We start from the raw sequence: 23344 nt of genomic DNA, 5'->3' as shown, positions 1-23344 counted from the left end.
TACGTGCCGCCGGACTAAAGAAATCGTGTGCGGTTTAAGGTGCTATTCTGCATCCCACCACACCCGGGTAGTCAGGTTGTCGCCCGTAAATTCTGAAAATCCTTGACGTTGAAGGGCTTCCATATAGTTTTCGCGGTTGGTAAGGTTTTCATTCAGTGGAATGTAAAAACGCCGGAACATCTTGCCTCCCGTAACATTGCCTGGATAGTTTACCGGCATTAGCGTTGGGTAATTTGTGCGGCGCCAGTTAGCAAAAACTTCATAGTCGTCACCGAAAAGGCTTACCCATTTCTGCGTATTGATTTGGCCAAATTGTTGATCAAAGGATCCTGACGTTAAGAAGGGGTTTTGCGCGAGATAGGCGTTGATCTGTTGATCAGAAATTCGTCCGCTGTGCGGTGCTACGTCGGGCCAAAGTGCCCATTGCTTCATGGCCATGCGCACCCCTTGATTATAGGCGTCCGCGGCGCTACTGCCCGTATACCAGCCACGGATCGCAGCCTCAGCCAAAAGCAAGTAGGCTTCCGCTGGGCCCAAAATAATGATGGGCGAAGACGTGTTGAGGTAAAGCTGTGATGGCTCTGAATAGCTATCAAAATCCGAAGGGAATGTGTTAAGGCTGCCGTTGATCATGCCGCGTTGGGTAGCGATGCTGTTATCCGCGCGGTAGCTACCATCGGGATTTCTAACCCATACGACGGAAAGAACCGGTAAACGCGGGTCTGCCGTGCTTTTGAGGTGATTGATAAAGGTGGCCGCATATTTTCCCCCTTCGACATTGTCGCCGCCCGGCGTGTTGTAGTCACCATTCACCAAGCTATTGATCTTGTAATTCAGACTTCCAGGGTTGGCCGAGTAGGATATGTATGCAATATCGCCTTCCTCGCTCATAGGGCCCCCGGCAATTGCCCGTTGGACCCAGGTTTGTGCCGTAGCTTGATCAACTTTTGTCAATCGCATGCCCAGGCGAAGCATCAGCGTATAAGCAAACTTCTTCCATTTGACGATGTCACCTGCGAAAAAAAGATCGGCGCTACCAAAGCTAGGGCTATTAGCGGTAAGCGAAGACGCCGCCTCATCAAGCTCCTTCAGCAGATCATTGTAGATGGCTTCTTGTGTATCATACTTGGGGCTCAAAGTGCCTCGCTCCCCAAGTCGGGCTTCAAAATATGGGATATCGCCCGCTACATCCGTAAGCTGATGATAGAAATACACCTTCAGGATACGCACCAATGCCAGTTTGTTTGTATTGTCTATGCCCTGTTCGGCTTGGCTATCCAGTTCTTTTTGTATTTGATAAAGGCGATTGAGTTTGCCGATCCACAGGTTGTTCTCGGTGGTGCCAGTATAGTAAAAGAAAGGTGCCTCCGTACCGTTAAAGCTATAGTACTTATCGCCCACGCCAGCAACCTCTTTATAGGTAGAGAAATATTGTACACCTTGTGCGATGACCGTATAGCTGTGTTGTGGAAGATCCAGCAATGCACCCGTAAACATGTATTCAGGAATGACCTCATCGATGCGGTTGACGTCCCTGTTCATTTCGGTCAATGACTCCGGATTACAGCTGCTAATAGCGACAACCGCAAAAAGACCAAAGAAAAGGTTTTTGATAGGTTTTATATACGTAGTTTTCATTGTGATAGCTTTAGAATGTAACACTCAAATTGAATCCGAAATTTCTTGTTCTAGGCTCGCCTGTCCCGGCTGTGCCTGTGGCATTGCCTACCGTTTGCTGCATTTCGGGGTCAAGGCCTGCCGCCCGCACTGCCTTGTCTCGGTAGAGGATGGCTAAGTTTCGGCCGACGATCCCGATGCTGGCCGATTCAATGCCCTTAATACCAAGTTTCTTGGCAGGGATGCGGTAGCTGAAAACCAGCTCGCGTAATTTGACAAAGTCGGTGCTGAACGTTTGTAATTCCGAATACATCGCGCCACGGTTGTTGTAATAGGTGTCCAGTTGCTCCTTCGGCCAAGTTTTGCTGAAGGGATTTCCATCTCGATCTACACCTTCCAGCGTAAGTCCATTCGGGTTATCCCGGCCCGGTAGCGTGCTCTCCGTTAAACCAAAGCGCATGGCGTAGGTCCACATGTTATTGAAGGCCACAGCGCCAAATTTTGCATCAAAGAGAAAGCTAAGCGAAAAATCGCCATATTGGAATTGATTATTTAATCCCATGGTGTGCGGCGGATTGGCAATACCAAGGTCTGCCTCAACGCGTTCCTCGTAGCCACTCGTAGCATTGTAAACCTGTCTGCCCTGTTCGTCTTTCAGCAGTTTCCAACCGCGAACAGTACCGTATGGCAGGCCAACAGCGTTGAGTATGCGTACGGCGCCCGAGATGCCTGTTCCTACTTCCACAAAGTCTAGCCCAGGCGCAAGCTCAACGATTTTACTTTGGTTATACGCATAGTTGTAGGTAATATTCCAGCGAAACTTATCTCTTCGTATAGGCGTACCCGTGATCATCAGTTCGACACCTTTATTGCTGATCTTGCCCGCATTGATAAAGCCGGATAGAAAGCCACTCGTTTGTGATATATTGGGTTTTAGAATGTCATTCGTGGTAATTCGACTATAGTAGGTCGCATCTATTCCTAAACGGTTATTGAAGAAATTCATCTCGAAACCACCTTCGGATGTCGTTACCGTGAGGGGTTTAAGATTTACGTCTATGAGTTCACTGCTACCGTCTTGCACGGTGGTACCGCGGAAACCACCCGTCCGGATTTGATACATACGGATCACATCGCCCGGCCCCACATTACTGCTGCCCACCTGTGCCCAGTTGGCGCGTAGTTTCAGAAAGTTCATCTTCCAAGGCAGCGTGACGATGTCAGACAGAATGAAGCTACCGCCAACAGAAGGATAAAAGATGGCATTGTTTTCTCTGTTCAATGTTGAAAACCAATCCTGCCGTCCGGTTACCGTTAGATTCAGGAATGATTTATAGTTAAAATCCGCTTGGCCAAAAACTGAATTGGTGCCAAAACGCGTGTCTATCCGGCTCGGGTTATCCAATATGGATAAGTTTGTGTAACTGATAAAATTCGGGACGATAAATTCTCTTCCGTTAATAGCACTAAATGTGTAAGCATTGCGATCTGCCTGCCCGCCTAACAAGGCCGTAAAGCCGAAATTTTCAGAAAAGTCCGAGGTGTAATTAATTATCCCCAAATAGTTTGTTTTGACATTTTGCTCTTGGTTGGAGTTAAACAATCCTCGCGGCGTGAATGCTGTCCCGATCGGGCTATAGTCCATGTAATCGATGGATTCCCAGTCGCGAGCGATGGTTCCGCGGACATACAGATTTTTCATCAGGTCCACCTGTGCAGAAAACTGTCCAATGAAGCGATCCCGATCATCGCTGTTGCCCGTGTTGTTCACAACAAACCATGGATTGGGTGCCGCAGGAACTGGGTTCCACGGGATTTCGTTACCTTCGGCATTCGCGCCGGGACGAAGGGAATTGATATCGACTGTATTCCCGATCAGGTAGACTGCCCAAGATGGATTGCGTTCGGCATAACCAACACCGGCAATATTGTTTCGGTCTTCCCGATTATATTGGATGGTAGATTCCAATTTTAGGAAATCGTTTTTCCCAAGCTTAGATTGCAGGCTAAGATTGCCCGTTTTTCTTTTAAATGTGGAATTTGGTGTCTGTGCCTGTGAACGCAGGTCGGAAAGCGAAACCCGGTAGTTTATAGTTTCTGAGCCGCCGCTGAAGGCCAGCGAGTTGGTCAGGTCTACGCTAGGTCTGTAAAAGCTATTGATATTATCGCGCACGGACACAGCGGAATAGGGCCGAGAGACGCCATCAAATTGAACAACAGACGAGCCGTCTATCGGCGCACCGTAAGATAAGCGTCCGGCGCTCAACGCTTGGGCCTGCGTGGTTGGCTTCACTCCATCGTTCCCAGATCCATACTGGTATTGGTAATTTGGATAGGCACTAGGCGTACCGATCATGGCGTTTGAACGAAACTCTACGCCAATACCTTGTCGGGCGGCACCTTTTTTAGTGGTGATCAAAATAACGCCATTTGCCGCTTGGCTACCGTATAGCGCCGCAGCTGCCCCACTTTTAAGCACGGTCATAGATTCAATATCGTCAGGATTAATGCTTGATATTCCATCCCCACGGTCTATATTCAGCCCAGTTGTGTTCGTACCACCGCCTTTGTTGTTATTGTTCATCGGAATACCATTGATGACATAAAGAGGCTGTTGGTTGCTGTTTAGAGATCCATTTCCCCGGATGACAACACGACTGGATCCGCCAGGCCCTGCCGCTACTTGCGTCGCGTCCACACCGGCAATCTTGCCCGTCAGTGCATTGGCGACATTGGTTTCCCGGGCTTCATTCAGCGCGGATCCGCTGATCTCCGCACTCGAGTAAACTAAGGTCTTCCGTTTGCGTTGTATCCCCATAGCTGCTACGACCACCTCTTCAAGCATACTTGAAGAATCTGTCAGCACGATATCATACCAGGTTTGCTCACCTACAGCAACGGGCATTGACTTATAACCCACATAGGATACCGAGATTGTGGAATGAACAGGAGCGTTGATGGTAAATTTTCCGGTCGCATCTGTAAGGGTGCTCTCGGCTTTACCTCCCTGCAAGGTGATAGATGCTCCGCCTAGCGTGTTGCCATCTGGAGTCTTTACCACACCGGATATTTTTCGGACGGTGCTGTCTTGTCGAACAGTCGCTTTTGGAGCTACAGACCGCCGCTGTACCAAAACCATATCATTTTTTATGGTATAAGTAACCGGTTGCTTGTCAAAAACAGCCTGCAGAATAGTGTTAATAGGTGAGTTTACAAAAGTTAGGGTCACTGGTTTCGTACCCTTTAAGTCGGCAGATACATACAGAAAATCGTATCCTGTTTGTTTGCGCAGGCTGGTGAAGACTTTTTCCAATGACTCATTTTTCACTTGGATGGTGGCCTTTTGCGCAAATACTGCTGCATGCACGTGCACGACAGAGATGAGCATGGCGATACATAGTTTCACGGTTATGATCAGATTAGTTAGATAAAAAGATCGCTGGCTACCCCTTTTTAGGGCAGCAAAATAATTGTATATTTGCATGAATAGGTTAGTTAGAATTGTTACCGCAATTGTTTGACCTAATAGCAGCTCTATGCTGTGTATTGAACCGGGCGTGTTGGAGCACTTCCGGTTTTTACATTTAGGATGATATATTATGACATGATCGTAATCCTCCTTCCTTCTCTCTTCATATAAAATCCACCCAGTGAACTGAGGTAGTCTAGTAATTCTTCAAGGCTGCGTTTTCTGGAAAATGTTCCGCCAAATTCTTTGTCGGTAATTTCTCCTTGGTAATTAACCTCGATGTCATACCAACGAGAAACTTCGTGCATAATTTCGCGAATATTCTGTTTGTCGAAAACGAAGTAGCCATCTTTGCTCCCTAACACATTAGCGACATCAACATTGCGCACACGCGTGTCCTTCTGTTTCGCAAGCCATTGCTGGTTTGGCGATAGTTTTGCCACCCGATTTCCGTCATCGACATCGACTTTGCCTTCGACCAAGGTTGTGCTCCTTTGCTTTTCGTCGATGTAGTTACGCACGTTAAATTGCGTGCCCGTGGCGCTCACCTGCATGCCTTTTCCAGCTACGATGAAGGGGTGAGCTTTGTCTGAAGCTACATCGAAAAATGCCTCGCCAGATAGATAGAGCATTCTATTTTTCCCGGCATAGCTGGTAGGAAACCGCAAAACAGTTTTGGTATTAACCCATACTTTGGAGCCATCTGCAAGGTAAAGATTCAGGTCTTTCCCCGCCGGAACACTGACAGTATGGTAGGTTAATAATTCATCCGCAGCTTGATTGTCTGCGCGATAATGAAGGCTGTTATCGCCACGCTTCATAACATAAGCGTTGCCAATATGAAGTTCTATATTTTCCGGTAGTTCATCAATCGTATAGTCACGCTCTGCCGTACTAATCTTAAATGCTGTCGGATTTTCTGCTGCGCTTGTTACCTCACGTGTTTGCACGTTAACCACCCTATTCGCCTGCTGTATCTCACTATGGCGAGGCAAGCCAAAGAAGATTAAGATCAGCGCGGCGACGGCGCTCAAGGGAAGGATATAGTTTTTATAACGGTGAATAACGCGTAAAAAAGAAGGGCGGCGATCCGCGTCTTGGATATGCAGTGGCAAGTCTTCCAATGCATTGATCTGTGCAAAAAGATTTTGTTTTAAGTTGTGATCATGGTCTACGTTAACCAGAACTTTTTCATTATGCCCACGCTTGAGTAACCATAAGTCTATTAATTCACGTTCTTGCGTAGTGCAAGTTCCGTTCACATACTTTTCCAGTATATCGTTTATTTCAGGGCGGTGCATTGGCAGTTATGGTGTTAGTATGCCAGTAGGTGTTCTTTTTGGGAAAGAAGTAGTAGTGTGAAAATGAAAAAATATATAAGATCCTGAAATACAGGTGGAAAAATTATAGTGAGTCTAGTAAAGTTAGTGCTTTGCAAATGCTAACGGCGCTGACGGATTTTGTTAAATAGACAGCGTCAATTCTTTGCTTAAGCTGTTTTATGGACAAGCTTACTTGTTTCTTTACGGTATTTTCTGATATGGAAAGTTGTTCAGCAATCTCTCGGTACGATAAATATTCGTTTCGGCTTAATAAAAAAATCTCGCGCATGCGTGGAGGAAGATTTTGTATTTCTTCGTTGATCAGGGCCGCCAATTCTCGGGCGTTTACTTCTTGCGCCAGCTTGTCGTCATGACTCGGGAAATATTTACCCAATTCATCTTTTAAATGACGAAGTTTTATATTGTTTTTTATGCTTTTTACAGCTTTGTGGTGGATGATTGTATAAACATATGCCTTGATAGACTGCACTTGGCCTAACTTTTCGCGTTGTTCCCATAATGCAGCGAAAGTGTCCTGCAAGATATCAGTGCTTTCTTCCTGATCCTGAAGGATGCGATACACATAAGCATAAAATTCCTTCCAATATCTGTCAAAAAATAAGGAAAAGGCAGTTTGCTTGCCATGCATTATCCCTTCTTGTAGCTCTCTTTCATTCATACAGATCGAAGTTGCTGGTTAGTTAGTTTAGTAGCTGCCGGAGCAGTCGGTTTTTTGCGTTGACCAATGTAAATCTAAAAAAATAAAACGAAAATGTAAACGATTGCACTTTTTTTACGCTTGAGGGTATAATAATTCGCTAAATGGTTTTACATGTGTTGCCTTTAGTTTTTAATTTGAAAATTTACAGCTATCGTCCATCAACGTATAGAGATATGACCGTCGAGTAAGCTTTCTGGGTTTCTGCCGGTTGGGTAAGAGAAATCGGCGCTTTATAGGTTGAACAAAAAGAAGCTACTGATCGTATAGAATTCCTTTACACGGGCATTCCCAATGTCGATGCTCGATAGATGAGTTTAGCATCTAACGTGACCGATTTACTTGCGACATCTGGATCTTTAATTTTTTCCATAACCAATGTCGCTGCGGTTTCCCCCATTTCTACCAGGGGTTGTTGGACATTGGACAGCGGCGGGTGTACTATCGTAGCCATTTCTGTTCCCGAGAAACTTGCAAGCGCGACCTGTTCAGGTATGCGGTAACCCTTTTCTAGTAAATAATTCATAGCGCCAATTGCTAAGGTATCTGTGAACGCAAAAATACTATCAAAAGCAATACCTTTCTCTACCAGCTCTTTAGCTGCATCACGTCCATGCTGAAACAGCATGCCCTTTGGTTCTACAAGCAGTGCTGGATCAAACAGTCCATATTTTGTTAAGATGCGGCGGTAACCACTAACGCGCTCTTCGGCATTGCGTATGCTGGCAGGACCTCGAAGGTGTACAATCCTCTTTCTTCCAATACTGATCAAATGCTCCACCATCAGGGAGGCTTTTATAGCGTCATTGACCAAAACCTTGGAAACATCTAAGGCATTGGGTGGAATACGATCAAAGAAAACCATAGGGATGCCGCGCTGCATGACGTGCTGATAGTTAGCCTGATTATAGGTTTCATGACACAGATTGATAATAATACCGTCTACATTAAATTCTTCCAAAAGCAACAGATTCTTTCGTTCTATCTCTGGATCTTCCTCCGATTGCATAATGATTACCCGATAGCCCAATGGATACAGTATATTTTGCACGCCTCGTAACACCGTAGAGGAAAATGGTGTCGTCATCTCCGGCACCACGAACCCAATGTTTTTCGATTTCCCATATTTTAAACTAAGCGCCATAGGATTAGGGCGATAGCCCAGCTTCTGCGCGGCCTCCAGTACCGTTCGCTTTGTGTCCGGATGAATATGTTTATCGTCTACAAACGCCCGCGATATCGTCGATGTTGATAAGGCCAGGTATTTAGATAAATCTTTAATAGTTATGCGCTTCATAAATTTTCTCTGTGCTTAATTATTTACTCAAAGGTAAGTATAAGAATGTGATTTTGGGATCGTTCCCTTAATTTTGGGATCGTTCCCATGTCTATAATATTGATTTTCAATTTTTAATAATGTGGCTTATCGTTAGTTTTGGTTAACCAGTAAGATTTTATTATAAACCGGTAAATTGTTATAGGATGGAAAATCAACATAATTTTGATCACTCAGGCGTGCCTTGCGGAATTTTGCATATCGGGGTAGGAAATTTTCACCGCGCACATCAAGCGTTTTTTATCAATCAACTGCTAAGCGATCCAGACCAGGCGGATTGGGGGATTTGTGGAGTGTGTCTACTGCCGTCTGACAAAAATACGTTTCACAATCTTACAGCACAGGGTTTGCGCTATACCCTCACTGTATGTGGTCGTGACGGGCAAGACGAAGTGCATGAGGTTAATTCCATTAAGCAACTGTTGTGGGCTGTTGAGCAGCCTGAAGCTGTATTGGATAAGATTGCTGATCCTGCTATTAAAATCATCACGCTGACGATCACCGAGGGCGGCTATAACCTAGACAAATCAACGCAAAGTTTTATTTGGGATAACGATGCTGTAGAGCATGATCTGCAGCGTCCTTCAGCACCCAAGACAGTATTTGGTTTTATTGCAGAAGGTTTACGGCGCCGTCGCGCTAACCAGGCGGGGGGGATCACCATCTTGTCCTGCGATAACTTGCAACACAATGGCGAAGCCGCCAAACAAGCTTTTACCACATTCATCGCGGAGCAGGATGAGAATTTGTCAACTTGGGTTAGCGATAACGTCACTTTCCCAAACAGTATGGTAGATCGCATAACGCCAACGACGACAGCGCAGGATGTAGAGCGATTGAATAAGAAAAGTGGTGTTGCGGATAAAGCTCCGGTTTACTGTGAGGACTTTATCCAGTGGGTCGTTGAAGATAATTTTATTGCCGGAAGGCCTGCGTTGGAAAGGGTAGGGGTGGAATTTACCGACAATGTCGAGCCGTTTGAAAACATGAAACTTAGTTTGCTGAATGCCTCCCACACGTTGTTGTCTTACCCGTCTATGCTCAAAGGCTACCGCAAGGTGGACGAAGCCATGCAGGATGATGATGTACGTGCATTCATAAAGAAATTTATGGATGAAGATATCACCCCGCACGTACCTGCACCGCAGGGAACGGATTTGGAGGAGTACAAACAAACGCTGCTCGAACGTTTCGGAAACAAATCCGTAAGCGACCAGGTGAGTCGTTTATGCGGTGACGGACTCTCTAAATTTCCGGTCTATATCGTTCCAAATCTTAAAAAAATGATAGCAGCAGGGCAGGATTTAACAAGGGTCGCTATACTCATTGCAGCGTACCGACACTACCTTGCCTGCTTGAAGGACGATTCCGGATCAACATACGAGATCAATGAACCCTGGCTGACACAGCAAGATTTAGATCTTATACAGAACGAGGATCCACTTGCTTTTTTGGCAATCCCACCATTTAAGCATTTAAATCTAACAGATAATAGTGAATTTTCCACACTATATACCAATTATGTAGATCGTATAAAAAGGGAGGGCATGCGAAATGTCTTAGCTAATCAATCAACATCGTACTAATCATCTTATTATTTGAAATAAATCTATAGGTTATGACATCGAATACACGTAATAGCATTTTGCCATTTGCTACGGTGACTTTTATATACTTCATTGTGGGCTTTCTGACCACTGTAAACGAGCAATTACAGGCACCATTAAAAATTACCTTTCTTGCTGACGCGGGCCAATTAAAGAATACGTTTACCACGTTAATCACTTTCTTTTTTTTCTTGGGCTATTTGCTGAATGGTACATTGGCCAGTAAATGGGTCAATCGATTGGGGTATAAGAGTACCATCCTAAGGGGCTTGTTCTTTATGATATCGGGCTTACTGATGTATTTAATTTCATCATGGATCGGATCTCAACATACACATCTTGTGTTACAATTGGGCGAAACAATCATTCCTTATGGCTTCATTATTTTTGTCATCGGATCCTATCTTATGGGTACTTCAGCCGCTGTGATCCAAGTAGTGGTCAATCCTTATGTCGCTTCGTATGAATTGCCAGGAACGCAGCCCGTCCAGCGACTGAATATCACGACGGCGATTAATTCTATCGGTACAACTTCCGCACCTTTCTTTGTGACCGCTGTAATGTTTGGCGGGGTTTCCATCGCCGGTATAGAGATTAAGCAATTGATACTGCCTATTGCTGGGCTTGTGCTATGTGTATTGTTGGTTACGCTAATCACGAAGAATCTAAACATTCCAGATATTGCCAATACGCGAGCCGTGGATGGTGAGAAGTTGGAACGCAGTATTTGGTCATTTCGACACTTTGTACTCGGTGTGTTAGCCATATTCTTCTATGTAGGAACGGAAGTCGCTATTGGCGCAAATATAAATCTGCACGCTTTTGAACTTATGGAATCGGGCCACCCGCTTACTTTCTTCGGTAAATCAGATATCATCATTGGCGGAATGGATCTTGGTATACATGCTTTGCTCTCTACGTTGTATTGGGGAGGTTTCCTTGTTGGCCGAGCGATATCCAGTTTCTTTAACAAGATATCAGCCAAAACGCAATTGATAACCACCACCATTCTAGCTACCATACTTGCGATTATAGCGATGATCACCCAAAACTTATGGTTTTTAGTTGCTATAGGTCTGTTGCACTCCTCGATGTGGAGTTGTATCTATTCGCTATCTATTAAAGGCTTAAAGAAGTACACGTCCAAAGCTTCCGGTGTATTCATCTCAGCAGTCTTCGGGGGCGCTGTGTTCACACTTATTCAGGGAGGCCTAGCAGATATTTTGGGCTCATGGCGCTGGACATGGACGTTGACGGTGGTCTGCGAATTGCTGATGCTGGCCTACGCTTTGTTTGGCTCACGCATTCGTCCTAAGGATATGCTTGACTAAGGCAAACACCTTCTTTTATCGCCTACCGGCGACAACGTATAATGTATTTTCTTACTATTAAAATCTATTTTTAATGAGACAAGCTAGATTATTGGCCATGCTATGCCTGTGGCTGGCGGGATCAGTTGCACTTTTTGGACAGGAACTGCATTCTTCTTTACAGTTCAGAAATAATCACCTTTGGCGAGGTATTGAAGTCGCATCCGGACTCATTTATACGGGCGATGTAAAGCTTGATTACAAAAACTTTTATGGTGGCTTCTGGGCCGCTGGCAATACCAGCGGATCATATAAAGAGTTTAATAACTTTATTGGCTATAAACATAAACGCTTCGCTGTGGAGCTATGGGATATCTATAACTTTTCACCGGATGCCACTTATAACAATACCGAGTTTTTTAACTATAGAAATGACGAAACGGGGCGCTTTTTTGATTTTAGGACATTTTATACTTTAAGTGAAGCTGTTCCGTTAATATTAAGCTGGAACACCGTTGTGTTTGGACGAGATAGAGATCTTAATAATTCCAAAAACAAGTTTTCTACGTTCGTATCTGGAGAGTATCCGATATTGAAAAATGAGCAGATTGAAGTTCGAGGACGTTTAGGTTATAGCTTTGCACTAAATAACGGAGAAGGTGAGGAATCGAATTTTTTCTCCAGAAATGCAGGTTTCAATGAGATTAGTCTTATGCTGAGCAGAAACCTTAAGGTGGGAGATATTGTGTTGCCATTAGGCTTATGGGGCATGTGGAATCCAGTAGATAACCGTGCTTTCTTACAGTTTTCTGTACAAGCCTATTCTTTCTAGCAAAAATCCCGTGCTGCAGAGCAAATGTACTACGTAAATAGATGGACAGTAATTGTCATATAAAATAGATATAAAACAATATTATGCAGGAGAATAAGATCAAGGTAGCTTGCTTTGGAGAGTTGTTGTGGGATATATTCCCTAATAACAAACGGAGGATTGGCGGGGCTCCGTTTAACGTAGCTTACCATCTCTTTAAAATGGGTATGGATGCGACGATGCTAAGTGCGATTGGACGGGATGATTTAGGTGCGGAAGTGCTGGATAAACTCAACGCTTGGAAAATGACGACGAAAGGTTTACAAATTCATGAAAGCTATCCTACCAGTACTGTTATCGCCCATATGGATGAAAACAATGACGCCCATTATGATATAGTAGAAAATGTAGCCTGGGATTTTATTGAGAAAACCGTCGCAAACCAAAATATTGTGGACAGGGCGGATGCCTTAGTGTTTGGGACACTATCAACAAGAAATCAAGTATCTCGTGATACATTATTCGACTTGCTTGAACTTAGCAAATACAATGTGTTTGATATTAACCTGCGTGATCCGTTTTACGATGTCAACACTATCAAAGATTTATTGTATAAGACAGATTTAGCAAAGTTCAACAAGGCTGAACTTCGTATGATGCTAGACTTTATGGGGAAAGCATACAGCAGTGAGAAGGATAGTATCCGTTATCTGCAAGATACCTTCAATTTACAAGAGGTTATTATTTCTAAGGGGAGTAAAGGCGCTTTGTATGCTCGTGGTGATAATTTCTATTTGTATCCGACGGTCCCTGTTGTAATAAAGGATACAGTGGGCAGCGGAGATTCGTTTTTAGCGGGGTTTTTATCAAAGAGGTTAGAACAGGGGACGACCGCCGAGCAGACTATGCAGCATGCGGTAACACTGGGTGCTTTTATTACTGCTAAGGAGGGTGCCTGTCCGGAATATACGCTCAATGAATTTTTAGATTTCCGTGATCAACATAAAGTAACAGCACTTGATTTTACGGACATCTAGTGGGGATAGGTGGTTGGTTCAAAAATAAAAATTGATGACTATGAAAATTGATCTACGAAGTGATACGGTAACCTTGCCTACTGCGGGCATGCGTGCCGCTATGGAAGCTGCCGAACTTGGTGATGATGTTTATGGCGAAGATGCTACCGTCAATAAACTCGAAGCCAAAGTAGCAGACATGTTTGGACGAGATGCGGCTTTGTTTTGTCCTACAGGAACCATGACGAATCAACTGGCTATTCGCGTGCATGCGCAACCAGGAGATGAAGTTATTTGTGACAAGCTCGCGCACATTTACCTGTATGAAGGTGGTGGAATAGCGTTAAATGCTTTCGCTTCGGTAAGGCCGCTAGATGGCAATCTTGGAAGGATAACTGCCGAAATGGTAGAGCAAAACATTAACAATCCGCATGATGTTCATCAGCCTATCACGAAACTTGTCTCCTTGGAAAATACAGTGAATAAGGGTGGCGGCAGTATCTATGATTTTGAGGAAATAAAACGGATTAAAGCGGTTTGCAAAAATCGTGGACTTATCCTGCATTTAGATGGTGCACGCCTCTTTAATGCATTGGTCGAGACTGAACAAACGCCAAAAGACTACGGCAAAGAGTTTGACAGTATCTCCATTTGTTTGTCAAAAGGGTTGGGCTGTCCGGTAGGTTCGGTACTTATTGGCTCGCATGAGTTGGTTCACAAAGCTCGTCGATTCCGTAAGGTGATGGGTGGGGGATGGCGACAGGCTGGCGCATTAGCGGCGGCGGGTATATATGCTCTGGATAATCACGTGGATCGGTTAAAAGATGACCACAGGAAAGCAAAGGATATCGCAGAGATGCTAACACGAAATTCGCATGTGAAAGGCTGTTATCCGGTAGCCACAAATATTATCATGGCCGAGCTGCGCGACGCTATGGATGCAGCATCCTTCGTTTCCAAAATGAAGGAAAATGACATCCATTGTGTGGCTTTTGATAAGTATCTCGTACGCTTTGTTACACACCTGGACATTACCGATCAACATTTACAACTGTTGGCAGATAAATTAAAATTTTAAAGCCAATGTGACTTCCTATTTAGGTATGCCCCATAAAAGTATATCCTAGCAAAATCTTTAGTTTCTACAAAGATCTCCAAACTTCCATAATGACAAAATTAGGGGTTGTTGGTTAATGGGGTAAAGTTATTTTTAATATAGCAAATTAATAATGTTTAAATGTTTATTGAGCTATACTTCGTTAATTGACATTTAATCATAACCTTGGTAAGTTAAGTTATATTGAATTATTAATTTTTTATTAAAAAATCATCTTAAGTTAATATGTTATTGTAAAATATTTGTTATGTTTGGTTTATGTATAATATTGGATTAATCAAACGTGTTTTAAAAGAATTAATATGAATCACTTAAATAAATAATTACATATAATATACAAGGTTGCATTTGCTGTTGGGCGGTGACTTGCAAAATTCAAATCAGCAGGTATCAATGCTTGTAATATGTTATTGAATTGATTTTAAGGTTTTAAGGTTGCTGTCGATGGTTGTGAATTTTGAAATCAGGTGCGCGAGTCGAAGTAAGCGCAGGAAATTGAGTGGTCTGTTAATTCTAACGAATAAGATAAATATATGACCTTTGAAATTAACTCCTGTTCCAATATTGGGTATTGATATGGGTGCTACTGTTTAATAATAATAAAGTATAAGAACTTAAAAATCAATATTATGAACTATTTAACTATTGATAACTCCTCAAAAATCATGAACATTTGTCTAGGTTTTTTGGTGTTATTTTTTTTCTCTTGTAAACAAGATGTGCTCCAGATGACGCCAGCCGAAGAATCCCTTATTAAAGCCAGTGAGAATGACTTAAGTGTTGCATCCACGGATAAATCTACCGGCATCAAGATCGTGAGCTGTATGGAGGTGAATAATACGAATCCATTAAACAATTTGAGTTTAACATTGAAGAACAGTGGGAACCCGCTGGTGGATATGGTTATCCTTTTTTCTTCGAATATTAACTACGATGAGGAGACAGGGGAAGTACGCGTTACCCACAATGAGAATGTGACCCATTTATTAGAAAATAAAGATAAATACCTCAAGCCGCTTAAAGATAAGGGAATGAAAGTTATCCTTAGTATTTTAGGTAATCATGACCGATCAGGTGTTGCTAATCTTAACGAACAAACGGCACGCGATTTCGCGCAGGAGATTCGCAATGTATGTGCCACTTATGATCTAGATGGTGTTTTTTTCGACGACGAATACTCCAGGTATGAAACGCCGGCACCCGCTGGTTTCGTTACGCCATCTTATCAGGCGGCAGCACGTCTATGCTATGAAACAAAGTTGGCAATGCCTGAAAAGCTAGTGATGGTGTATGTATATAGTTTAACCGGCAATTTCGGCGGTGCGAATGCAATACCTCAAGCTCAGGCCGGCGAATATGTTGATTATGCACTACATGATTACCTAGGTTCTTTCGATTTAAGCAACCTATACCCGGGCTTACCCCGGTCAGGTTGGGGAATGTCATCCGGCGAATACAACTTGAGCAGATATCCGACAACAACAGCGCTTAGCAATCTTAGATCTGGAGGCTATGGAGCACATATGATATTTGCTTTCGATCCAAATCGTGCAAATTTCTCTTCCAATCAGATGCCTGCCTTACAAAATATCGCTTCTATTTTATTTGACGACGAGTTAGTCTTTGATACAACTCATCGCTACACAAAAGACTGGTAACCGGTAAATTGTTTTTCTTAAGCATAAGTGGTCGTTTTAAATTCTAAATGGCCACTTTGCTTCAATTATTTGTGATTTTTTGTTACTGTGTTCTGAACACGAGAAAAGACTAAATTCCAATATCAAATAGGATATAAGGCCTTTTTGTTAAAACTTATGTGCTATTAATTTTTCATTATTTTTTGATAAATATTGGTTTTCCGCTTGACGGAAACCTTTTGTTTTATTATTATTGGAAACTGCTCATACCAACTGCTTGTCTTGATAAATATCATCTCACATGGAAGAAAATCAAAAGTTCAAAATTTGCCTCACCATGGCGGGAGCCGTCTCTGCCGGCGCCTTTACTGCCGGTGTTATGGATTACTTATTGGAAACGTTAGAATTATGGGAAAAAGCAAAGCAGAAAAATAAGGCGCTGGGGATAGCGCATGCGAGCTATGATCATTCTGTTCCCATGCACGATGTGGAAATTGATGTGATTAGTGGCGCATCAGCTGGTGGAATAACGGGTGCATTAACCATGTTAAATCTGGTAGATCAGCATTATCAACCGGTTAATAAAGACAATCCGACAGGTAAGATGAATCGATTTTACCAAAGCTGGGTGGAGATGGCGGACGATGACCGCGCGGATACCTTCGAAAAGATGCTGGCGAAAGATGATTTGAAAAAGCTGAAAAAAGGCGAAAAGCCAGAAGCGCTTTTGAATGCCGACCCTATCGATGCTATCGCCAATAGCATGTTGAAACTTGATCAACTAAAGGAATACCCATCTTATATATCCCCCGATCTGGATCTCGTCCTTACAACGACAAATTTACGCGGTATCAATTTCCAACTAGATTTTGGAGGATACGGAAAATCTGATCCTATCATAACAAGCCACGCCGGATTTTTTCGCTATAAATTAGCGCATGAAGATATGCCAGCAGGCATTCCTACCGGGAATGAATTGTATTATGTGCTGGATCTTAATAATCCTCGCGACATGAATTATCTGAAAGAGGCGACACTAAGCACAGCAGCCTTTCCAATAGGATTAAAATCGCGAGAGGTAGCCATATCGCAAGAGTTTATTAATCGCTATCCGCTATACCTTTTTGGACAGCAAAAAGGTATTCGCCCTTTGTTGCATGAAAATACCGTCTACAAATTTAATTCGATCGATGGAGGCTTGATAAACAACGAACCTTTCGCAATAGGATTGAAAGTGTTGAGGGAGAAGAATCCCACCGATCTGAACGATAGATATGCTGTAGTGATGATCGACCCTTTTCCCAATAGTGATCATGACGTGGAAGAGGAGAATCCTCGTCCCGACATTATTACGGTAGCGAAAGGAATGTTTAAAGCCCTGCGTAACCAGGCGATGTTTAATCAAGACGGCATACTGGATGCGATTGAAGGCCGAGATCATACAAAGTTTTTGATCGAGCCTGTTCGTAAGCTAAAGGTCGGAAAGGTTATTACGCCCGTGAAAAAACATCTTGCATCGGCTCCCTTTAGTGGTTTTGGAGGCTTTATGGATAAATCTTTCCGTGTACATGATTACCATTTGGGTAGGCTAAATTGTCAAGCCTTTTTGCGTTACTACTTCGCGCTGCCGGAAGCCGGGGTTGCGAGTAAGCTAGGGCTGGAACCACATGATTCGGCAAAGCTTAGGTTTGCATTTAACGAAAAGCAATTTGATGTGCACAGCCAGAAATTCTTCCCCATCATTCCGGATATGCGCGTTGTTAAAGCGCGAACGAATGAGATGTATCATGAAAACTATGGAACAGACGCCCAATTGGATTTTATGGAGTTTCCAGTTATTGCGGAGGCGGATTTCAATAGGCGCTATAAACAAAAGATCAGACAAAGGTTGGAAGCTGTCTTAAATGCTACGATAGGGAACTTTTGGTTTAAAGCGCTAAATCGTTTGTTTATCCGTAAACCCGTTTCAAATACAATCATTGATATGATTTTAAAAGATTTTCGGGATAGCGGTCAGATTCGTTAATGTGATTATGCGAGGCGTTGTACGCCTGTTAGTTATCGAAAAACCAAATCCCTTGATCCGCTGTTCATAGCGTATGGCAGCGCTGGAGAAATACAATCAAAAACGAAACTTCGAAAAAACCAAGGAACCGAAAGGAACATTGTCGGGCAAGGGAAAGAAGCTACGTTTTGTTGTACAGCGACATCACGCCTCTCGCCTACATTACGATTTTCGGTTGGAGATGGCCGGCGTGCTTAAAAGCTGGGCAGTGCCTAAAGGCCCTTCGTTAGATCCTAAAGATAAGCGATTAGCAGTTATGGTCGAAGACCATCCGTTGAGTTATCGAACGTTCGAGGGCGAGATTCCAAAAGGAAATTATGGCTTTGGAACGGTTTCTATATTCGATGAGGGATTTTATACGCCTTTAGAAAATACTGATGGAGAAAGAGAGCTGCTGGATGCACTTGAAAAGGGCAGTGTAAAGATCGTCCTGCAGGGTAAAAAGTTAAAGGGTGAATTTGCTTTGGTACGCATTAAAAATCCGCAGGATGACAACGCCTGGCTTCTCATCAAGCATAAGGATAAGTATGCGGTTGATGATGGCTACGATGCTGAAGATGAAATTCCCAAAGCGATTAAAGAAAAGGGAGAGTCTTTTCGGAAGTCGCAAAGTGGGCGCTCCACGCCTAAGGCAGATAGGCCGGCAAATAAGCCATCGGCTAAGCAAAAAAATGCAGCCTCTACCAAAGACGAGGAGGCGAGCGGGACGATTTTGGAACCAATGCTTGCGGTGCTTTCCGAAAATGTTAACGAAGATGCGGATTGGATCTTCGAGCAGAAACTAGATGGATTCCGGACGATTGCCCAAATTACCGAGAAGAACGTGCAGCTGACCTCGCGCAATGGCATAAATTTCAATAGCAAATTTCCTTCTGTGGTTAAAGCTTTCCAAAATTTCGGTAAATCGGTGGTTCTAGATGGAGAGGTAGTTGCCGAGGATACCAAGGGTAAATCAAATTTTCAGCTCCTTCAGCATGGCGAGCCGCTACCTGCGAAATTTAAACTACGCTACCATGTTTTCGATATAATGATGCTGGATGGAAACGATTTACGTGAATTTCCCCTGCTAGATCGCAAAGATCTATTGGAACGTTTATTTTCGAAAATTTTATCTGCAGACGTATTGATTGTCCCAAAATTAAAGGAAGATTTGGAGCAGGCCTTGCAGCAGGCACGTAAAAAAAAATGGGAGGGTGTGATCGCTAAACAGACCGATAGTCGCTACCTGTCGGGGAAAAGATCAACGTTATGGCGAAAGCTAAAGGTTCAGCAGTCGCAGGAAGCAATTATCGTAGGCTTCACGAAGCCTAGCGGAAGCCGCGTAGGGTTTGGCGCATTGGTGTTGGCTGTGCAGGGCGATCAAGGTTTAGTCTATATCGGCAACGTGGGTACTGGTTTTCCAGACGATGTGTTACGCGAGATGAAGAAAGAGCTGGATAAAGCGGTTGTTGAAAAGAAGCCTTTTCCGAAAGGTGTCGTTGTAGCTAATGAGAAAAGCGTTAGCTGGGTAAAGCCCCAGCTTATTGCTGAAATAGAATATAGCGAATGGACGACTGACGGTCATCTTCGGCATCCCGTTTTTAAAGCGCTCCGCGAAGACAAAGCGCTGGCAGACATCAAGCGAGTATTTCCGATAAGGGACGTACAAAATGAAAGGGAGCTAACATTCGGGCGTAAAAAACTGAAGCTGTCCAATCAAAAAAAAATATACTGGCCAGCAGACCAAATAACAAAAGGCGAGATGCTGGACTACTACGAGCAGTTAGGCGACTTTATTTTGCCCTATTTAAAAGATAAGCCAATATCTATGAATCGTTTTCCGAATGGTATTGAGGCTTCTAGTTTTTTTCAAAAAGATGTCGATAAAGGTACCGGCCCAGACTGGCTTAAAACAGTAGAGCTGGAATCGGAATCTACCGGAAACATCGTCAATTACCTGCTCTGTAATGATCTACCTACCTTGCTCTGGATGGCCAATATGGGATCTATCGAAATTAATCCTTGGCTCGCTAGCTACCGGAAAAAGAATAATCCAACCTTTGCAGTACTCGATCTAGATCCGAACGGTGTGGATTTTAAAGAGGTTGTTGCTGTCGCCAATACGGCTCACGATATTTTGGACGAAGCCGGTATAAATAGTTTCGTGAAGACCTCAGGTTCTACGGGTATACATATTTACATTCATGTTGCAGGCCAATATGATTTTGATGTAGCAAGGGATTTTATCCAGATGGTAGCCGAACTGGTTCATGAACAACATCCGCAAACAACAAGCCTAGAACGATCTCCATCGAAACGCAAAAACAAGATATACTTGGATTATATGCAAAACAAACGTGCGCAGACCGTGGTAGCGCCGTATTCTGTAAGGCCAAAACCGGGGGCAACGGTATCCACACCCTTAGACTGGGCCGAAGTTAACGAGGATTTAACTATCCAGCAGTTTACCATGCAGACCGTGCTGGAAAGAATATCCACAAAGCCAGACCCTTGGAAAAATATTTTTGAAGAAAAAGCGAACCTCAAAAAGGCAATTGCATCCTTTTAAATGGCGCGGTACCGCTAGTAAGTACTTTCTTATGATTACCCCAAACTTGCTTTTAGTTTAGCCAATAGCTCGGAAGCCTTCGTATTTTCCTTATCCACGTTGATTTTGCGGATAGTAGCACGTTTTCCTTGCGCTTTCTTCTTGATGATTTTCAACAGTTCCTTGCTATATTCATTGCGGTAGCCCGATATATCAAAGTCTGAACTATTTTGTTTGATCAGTTTTACCGCCATATCCATTTCTCCCTTGGAGATCCGGCTATTGGGCAGGTTTAAATCCCCCGTGTCACGAATTTCCTCTTCAAATCGTAACTTGTTGAGCAACAACATGCCATCACGTGGACGAACGATTGCCAGGTTTTCGGTAGTGCGCATCACAAATGTACTTAGCCCGACATGACCTGTTTTTTCAAGTGATTTGTAGAGTAATGAATAAGCCTTTTCGCCACCCTTCTGTGGTTCTAAGTAATAAGGTGTGTCAAAATAGATACTGTCGATATCTTTTTCTTTAACAAACGTTTGCAGATTGATCATCTTATTTTTCTCGGGCAAAGCATCTTCAAAGTCAGCCTCTTCCAATACGACGTACTTATCCTTTAAAAAATAACCTTTTACAATGTTATCCCACGGAACTTCTTTGCCCGATTTATCATTCACCCGTTTAAAACGGATATTAGAAAGATCTTTCCTATCCAACATATCTAGATCCAGTTGGCTCGTCTGGATCGCGCTAAAGATCTTGATTGGTATATTTACCAGGCCGAAGCCAATTGCCCCTGTCCAAATTGCGCGCATAGTAAAACGATTTTGTTCATAGAACGGCGCACATCGCTAAATGTTTTTCGATAAATACGGGTAATCAATCGATTGCGGTACGTAATTTGTCCTATATTTATCCTTTGTTATCAAAATTAAACTCATCATTTTATGTGTGGAATTGTTGGCTACGTAGGTAGCAACTTAGCATATCCGATCCTTATCGACGGATTGAAAAAATTAGAATATCGTGGTTATGACAGTGCTGGTGTAGCGCTCCATACCGGAAAAGCCTTAGAGGTTTATAAAAAAGAAGGCAAAGTAGCAGCTCTTGAAGATTACGTTTACGGAAAGAATATCCAAGCCACAGTCGGAATTGGTCACACCCGTTGGGCCACGCATGGCGTTCCTTCAGACAGAAATGCACATCCACACTACTCCAATTCCGGCAATATAGCAATGATACATAACGGTATCATTGAAAACTATGCACAGCTTAAAAGCGAGTTAGTACAAAAAGGATATACCTTTGCAAGCGATACGGATTCCGAAGTGTTGTTGAACTTTATAGAGGATATCAAAATAAACAATGACTGTTCCTTGGAAGAAGCGGTTCGTATCGCATTAAAGCGTGTTGTTGGAGCATACGTCATTTTGTTGATCGATCAGGACCTGCCCGATACAATCATCGCAGCAAGAAAGGGTAGCCCATTGGTGATCGGTATTGGAAATAATGCACATTACTTAGGATCTGATGCCTCGCCGATGTTGGCTTATACCAAGGAAGTCGTTTATATCAACGATTACGAACTAGCCATCGTGAGGCCGGATGAATTGATCTTAAAAAATCTAGGCAACGAGCGAATCACACCTTTTGTTCAAAAACTGGATATTGAATTGGCAGCGATAGAAAAAGGTGGTTATGACCATTTCATGCTCAAAGAAATATTTGAACAACCACAAACTATTTTTGACTCACTACGCGGTCGTCTGGATGCCGAACATCAGCACATCACATTGAGCGGTGTGGACAAGATCAAAGAGAAACTTATCCACGCAAACCGCGTTATCATCGTTGCTTGTGGTACAAGCTGGCATGCTGGACTTTTAGCGGAGTATGTTATCGAAGAACTTTGTCGCATAAACGTAGAGGTGGAGTACGCCTCGGAGTTTCGCTATAGAAACCCAATTATCACGGACAAGGACGTTATCATCGCCGTATCACAAAGTGGGGAAACGGCTGATACGTTAGTAGCTATTGAAAATGCAAAAAAACAGGGAGCGACTATCTTTGGCTTGGTCAATGTCGTAGGTTCATCCATCGCCAGAATGTCTGATGCAGGAGCCTACACGCATGCCGGTCCAGAAATAGGCGTTGCCAGCACGAAAGCGTTCACCGCACAGTTGGCCGTCTTATACCTTATTGCGCTTAAGGTGGCATATGAGAAACAAACGATAGACAAGACATTGTTCAATAAATTATTGGGTGACCTCGCCAAGGTGCCGCAATATGTTCAAGATATATTGGAAGAACAAGATGCTGCCATCAAAGAAATCGCAAACAAATATGCTGATGCACGAGACTTCTTGTACTTAGGTAGAGGATTTAATTTTCCTATAGCACTAGAAGGTGCGTTAAAATTAAAAGAGATTTCATACATACATGCCGAAGGATACCCTGCTGCTGAAATGAAGCATGGGCCTATCGCACTGGTTGACGAAAACCTTCCAGTTGTTTTTGTCGCTACTAAAGACAGTTATCACGAGAAGATAGTGAGCAATATTCAAGAAATTAAAGCACGAAAAGGACAGGTTATCGCCGTTGTTTCACAGGGTGACAACGTTGTCGCTGGATTAGCTGATGATGTGATGGTCGTACCTCAAATACACGAAATTCTTGCACCTATCCTGTCCGTGGTACCGCTTCAATTATTATCGTACTATATCGGAATCAACCGCGGGTTGGATGTCGATAAGCCGCGCAATCTAGCAAAATCGGTAACTGTTGAATAGTTA

The 23344-nt window shown here is 43.3% G+C and carries 15 protein-coding genes; 9 read left to right on the top strand and 6 right to left on the bottom strand.

Annotation, left to right across the window (positions count from 1 at the left end):
• Nucleotides 1–42: 42 nt before the first annotated feature.
• The 5 genes from DI53_RS05530 to DI53_RS05510 all read right to left on the bottom strand — a co-directional run bounded on the left by DI53_RS05530 (nucleotide 43) and on the right by DI53_RS05510 (nucleotide 8423).
• A complete protein-coding gene (locus tag DI53_RS05530) occupies nucleotides 43–1638 on the bottom strand; it encodes a SusD/RagB family nutrient-binding outer membrane lipoprotein (protein WP_052072091.1) in 1596 nt (531 codons plus the stop codon).
• Between the two features lie 10 nt (nucleotides 1639–1648).
• Nucleotides 1649–5101: a SusC/RagA family TonB-linked outer membrane protein gene (locus DI53_RS05525; protein ID WP_052072090.1), complete on the bottom strand. Its 3453-nt coding sequence runs from the start codon at nucleotides 5099–5101 to the stop codon at nucleotides 1649–1651.
• A gap of 113 nt (nucleotides 5102–5214) precedes the next feature.
• Nucleotides 5215–6387, bottom strand: a complete 1173-nt coding sequence (locus DI53_RS19530; RefSeq protein WP_052072089.1) for a FecR family protein — start codon at nucleotides 6385–6387, stop codon at nucleotides 5215–5217.
• Nucleotides 6388–6490: 103 nt separating this feature from the next.
• Nucleotides 6491–7087, bottom strand: coding sequence for an RNA polymerase sigma factor (locus tag DI53_RS05515; protein ID WP_037496420.1), 597 nt, complete (start codon nucleotides 7085–7087; stop codon nucleotides 6491–6493).
• 316 nt (nucleotides 7088–7403) lie between these two features.
• Nucleotides 7404–8423 (bottom strand): LacI family DNA-binding transcriptional regulator, encoded by a 1020-nt coding sequence (locus DI53_RS05510; protein ID WP_037496418.1) that lies wholly within the window; start codon nucleotides 8421–8423, stop codon nucleotides 7404–7406.
• Between the two features lie 185 nt (nucleotides 8424–8608).
• Between DI53_RS05510 and DI53_RS05505 the strand changes: the two genes are divergently transcribed.
• The 8 genes from DI53_RS05505 to ligD all read left to right on the top strand — a co-directional run bounded on the left by DI53_RS05505 (nucleotide 8609) and on the right by ligD (nucleotide 20573).
• The gene (locus DI53_RS05505) at nucleotides 8609–10048 is read left to right on the top strand and encodes a mannitol dehydrogenase family protein (RefSeq protein WP_037496415.1); all 1440 of its coding nucleotides are present in this window, start codon (nucleotides 8609–8611) and stop codon (nucleotides 10046–10048) included.
• 32 nt (nucleotides 10049–10080) lie between these two features.
• Nucleotides 10081–11400 carry an MFS transporter gene (locus DI53_RS05500; RefSeq protein WP_037496413.1) on the top strand — a complete coding sequence of 440 codons (1320 nt, stop codon included), beginning with the start codon at nucleotides 10081–10083 and terminating at the stop codon, nucleotides 11398–11400.
• Nucleotides 11401–11473: 73 nt separating this feature from the next.
• The gene (locus DI53_RS05495; RefSeq protein WP_037496410.1) at nucleotides 11474–12211 is read left to right on the top strand and encodes a hypothetical protein; all 738 of its coding nucleotides are present in this window, start codon (nucleotides 11474–11476) and stop codon (nucleotides 12209–12211) included.
• An 83-nt stretch (nucleotides 12212–12294) separates the two neighbouring features.
• Nucleotides 12295–13227 carry a carbohydrate kinase family protein gene (locus tag DI53_RS05490; protein ID WP_037496408.1) on the top strand — a complete coding sequence of 311 codons (933 nt, stop codon included), beginning with the start codon at nucleotides 12295–12297 and terminating at the stop codon, nucleotides 13225–13227.
• 40 nt (nucleotides 13228–13267) lie between these two features.
• Entirely contained in the window at nucleotides 13268–14284 is a 1017-nt protein-coding gene (locus tag DI53_RS05485; protein ID WP_037496406.1) for a threonine aldolase family protein, read from the top strand.
• 668 nt (nucleotides 14285–14952) lie between these two features.
• Entirely contained in the window at nucleotides 14953–15981 is a 1029-nt protein-coding gene (locus DI53_RS05480) for a glycoside hydrolase family 18 protein (RefSeq protein ID WP_037496404.1), read from the top strand.
• 280 nt (nucleotides 15982–16261) lie between these two features.
• Nucleotides 16262–17986, top strand: a complete 1725-nt coding sequence (locus tag DI53_RS05475) for a patatin-like phospholipase family protein (protein ID WP_117624847.1) — start codon at nucleotides 16262–16264, stop codon at nucleotides 17984–17986.
• A gap of 73 nt (nucleotides 17987–18059) precedes the next feature.
• The gene (gene ligD, locus DI53_RS05470) at nucleotides 18060–20573 is read left to right on the top strand and encodes a DNA ligase D (protein WP_037496400.1); all 2514 of its coding nucleotides are present in this window, start codon (nucleotides 18060–18062) and stop codon (nucleotides 20571–20573) included.
• A 35-nt stretch (nucleotides 20574–20608) separates the two neighbouring features.
• Here ligD and ku read toward each other — a convergent pair whose 3' ends face one another.
• Nucleotides 20609–21367, bottom strand: a complete 759-nt coding sequence (gene ku, locus DI53_RS05465; RefSeq protein WP_037496397.1) for a non-homologous end joining protein Ku — start codon at nucleotides 21365–21367, stop codon at nucleotides 20609–20611.
• 132 nt (nucleotides 21368–21499) lie between these two features.
• On the opposite strand from ku, the gene glmS reads away from it, so the two are divergent.
• Complete coding sequence (gene glmS / locus DI53_RS05460; RefSeq protein ID WP_037496395.1) at nucleotides 21500–23341, top strand: glutamine--fructose-6-phosphate transaminase (isomerizing); 1842 nt, start codon at nucleotides 21500–21502, stop codon at nucleotides 23339–23341.
• Nucleotides 23342–23344: the final 3 nt, after the last annotated feature.

Source organism: Sphingobacterium deserti (assembly GCF_000757725.1).
GTDB lineage: Bacteria > Bacteroidota > Bacteroidia > Sphingobacteriales > Sphingobacteriaceae > Sphingobacterium > Sphingobacterium deserti.
Note: the sequence above shows the minus strand (reverse complement) of the source record. Positions and strands in the feature narration are given on the sequence as shown.

Bases quoted from the DNA above. Each gene is read 5' to 3' on its own strand.
- DI53_RS05485 (WP_037496406.1), top strand. From the start codon at position 13,268: ATGAAAATTGATCTACGAAGTGATACGGTAACCTTGCCTACTGCGGGC.
- DI53_RS05480 (WP_037496404.1), top strand. From the start codon at position 14,953: ATGAACTATTTAACTATTGATAACTCCTCAAAAATCATGAACATTTGT.
- DI53_RS05510 (WP_037496418.1), bottom strand. From the start codon at position 8,423: ATGAAGCGCATAACTATTAAAGATTTATCTAAATACCTGGCCTTATCA.
- DI53_RS05475 (WP_117624847.1), top strand. From the start codon at position 16,262: ATGGAAGAAAATCAAAAGTTCAAAATTTGCCTCACCATGGCGGGAGCC.
- ku (WP_037496397.1), bottom strand. From the start codon at position 21,367: ATGCGCGCAATTTGGACAGGGGCAATTGGCTTCGGCCTGGTAAATATA.
- glmS (WP_037496395.1), top strand. From the start codon at position 21,500: ATGTGTGGAATTGTTGGCTACGTAGGTAGCAACTTAGCATATCCGATC.
- DI53_RS05500 (WP_037496413.1), top strand. From the start codon at position 10,081: ATGACATCGAATACACGTAATAGCATTTTGCCATTTGCTACGGTGACT.
- ligD (WP_037496400.1), top strand. From the start codon at position 18,060: ATGGCAGCGCTGGAGAAATACAATCAAAAACGAAACTTCGAAAAAACC.
- DI53_RS19530 (WP_052072089.1), bottom strand. From the start codon at position 6,387: ATGCACCGCCCTGAAATAAACGATATACTGGAAAAGTATGTGAACGGA.
- DI53_RS05495 (WP_037496410.1), top strand. From the start codon at position 11,474: ATGAGACAAGCTAGATTATTGGCCATGCTATGCCTGTGGCTGGCGGGA.
- DI53_RS05490 (WP_037496408.1), top strand. From the start codon at position 12,295: ATGCAGGAGAATAAGATCAAGGTAGCTTGCTTTGGAGAGTTGTTGTGG.
- DI53_RS05530 (WP_052072091.1), bottom strand. From the start codon at position 1,638: ATGAAAACTACGTATATAAAACCTATCAAAAACCTTTTCTTTGGTCTT.
- DI53_RS05515 (WP_037496420.1), bottom strand. From the start codon at position 7,087: ATGAATGAAAGAGAGCTACAAGAAGGGATAATGCATGGCAAGCAAACT.
- DI53_RS05525 (WP_052072090.1), bottom strand. From the start codon at position 5,101: ATGCAAATATACAATTATTTTGCTGCCCTAAAAAGGGGTAGCCAGCGA.
- DI53_RS05505 (WP_037496415.1), top strand. From the start codon at position 8,609: ATGGAAAATCAACATAATTTTGATCACTCAGGCGTGCCTTGCGGAATT.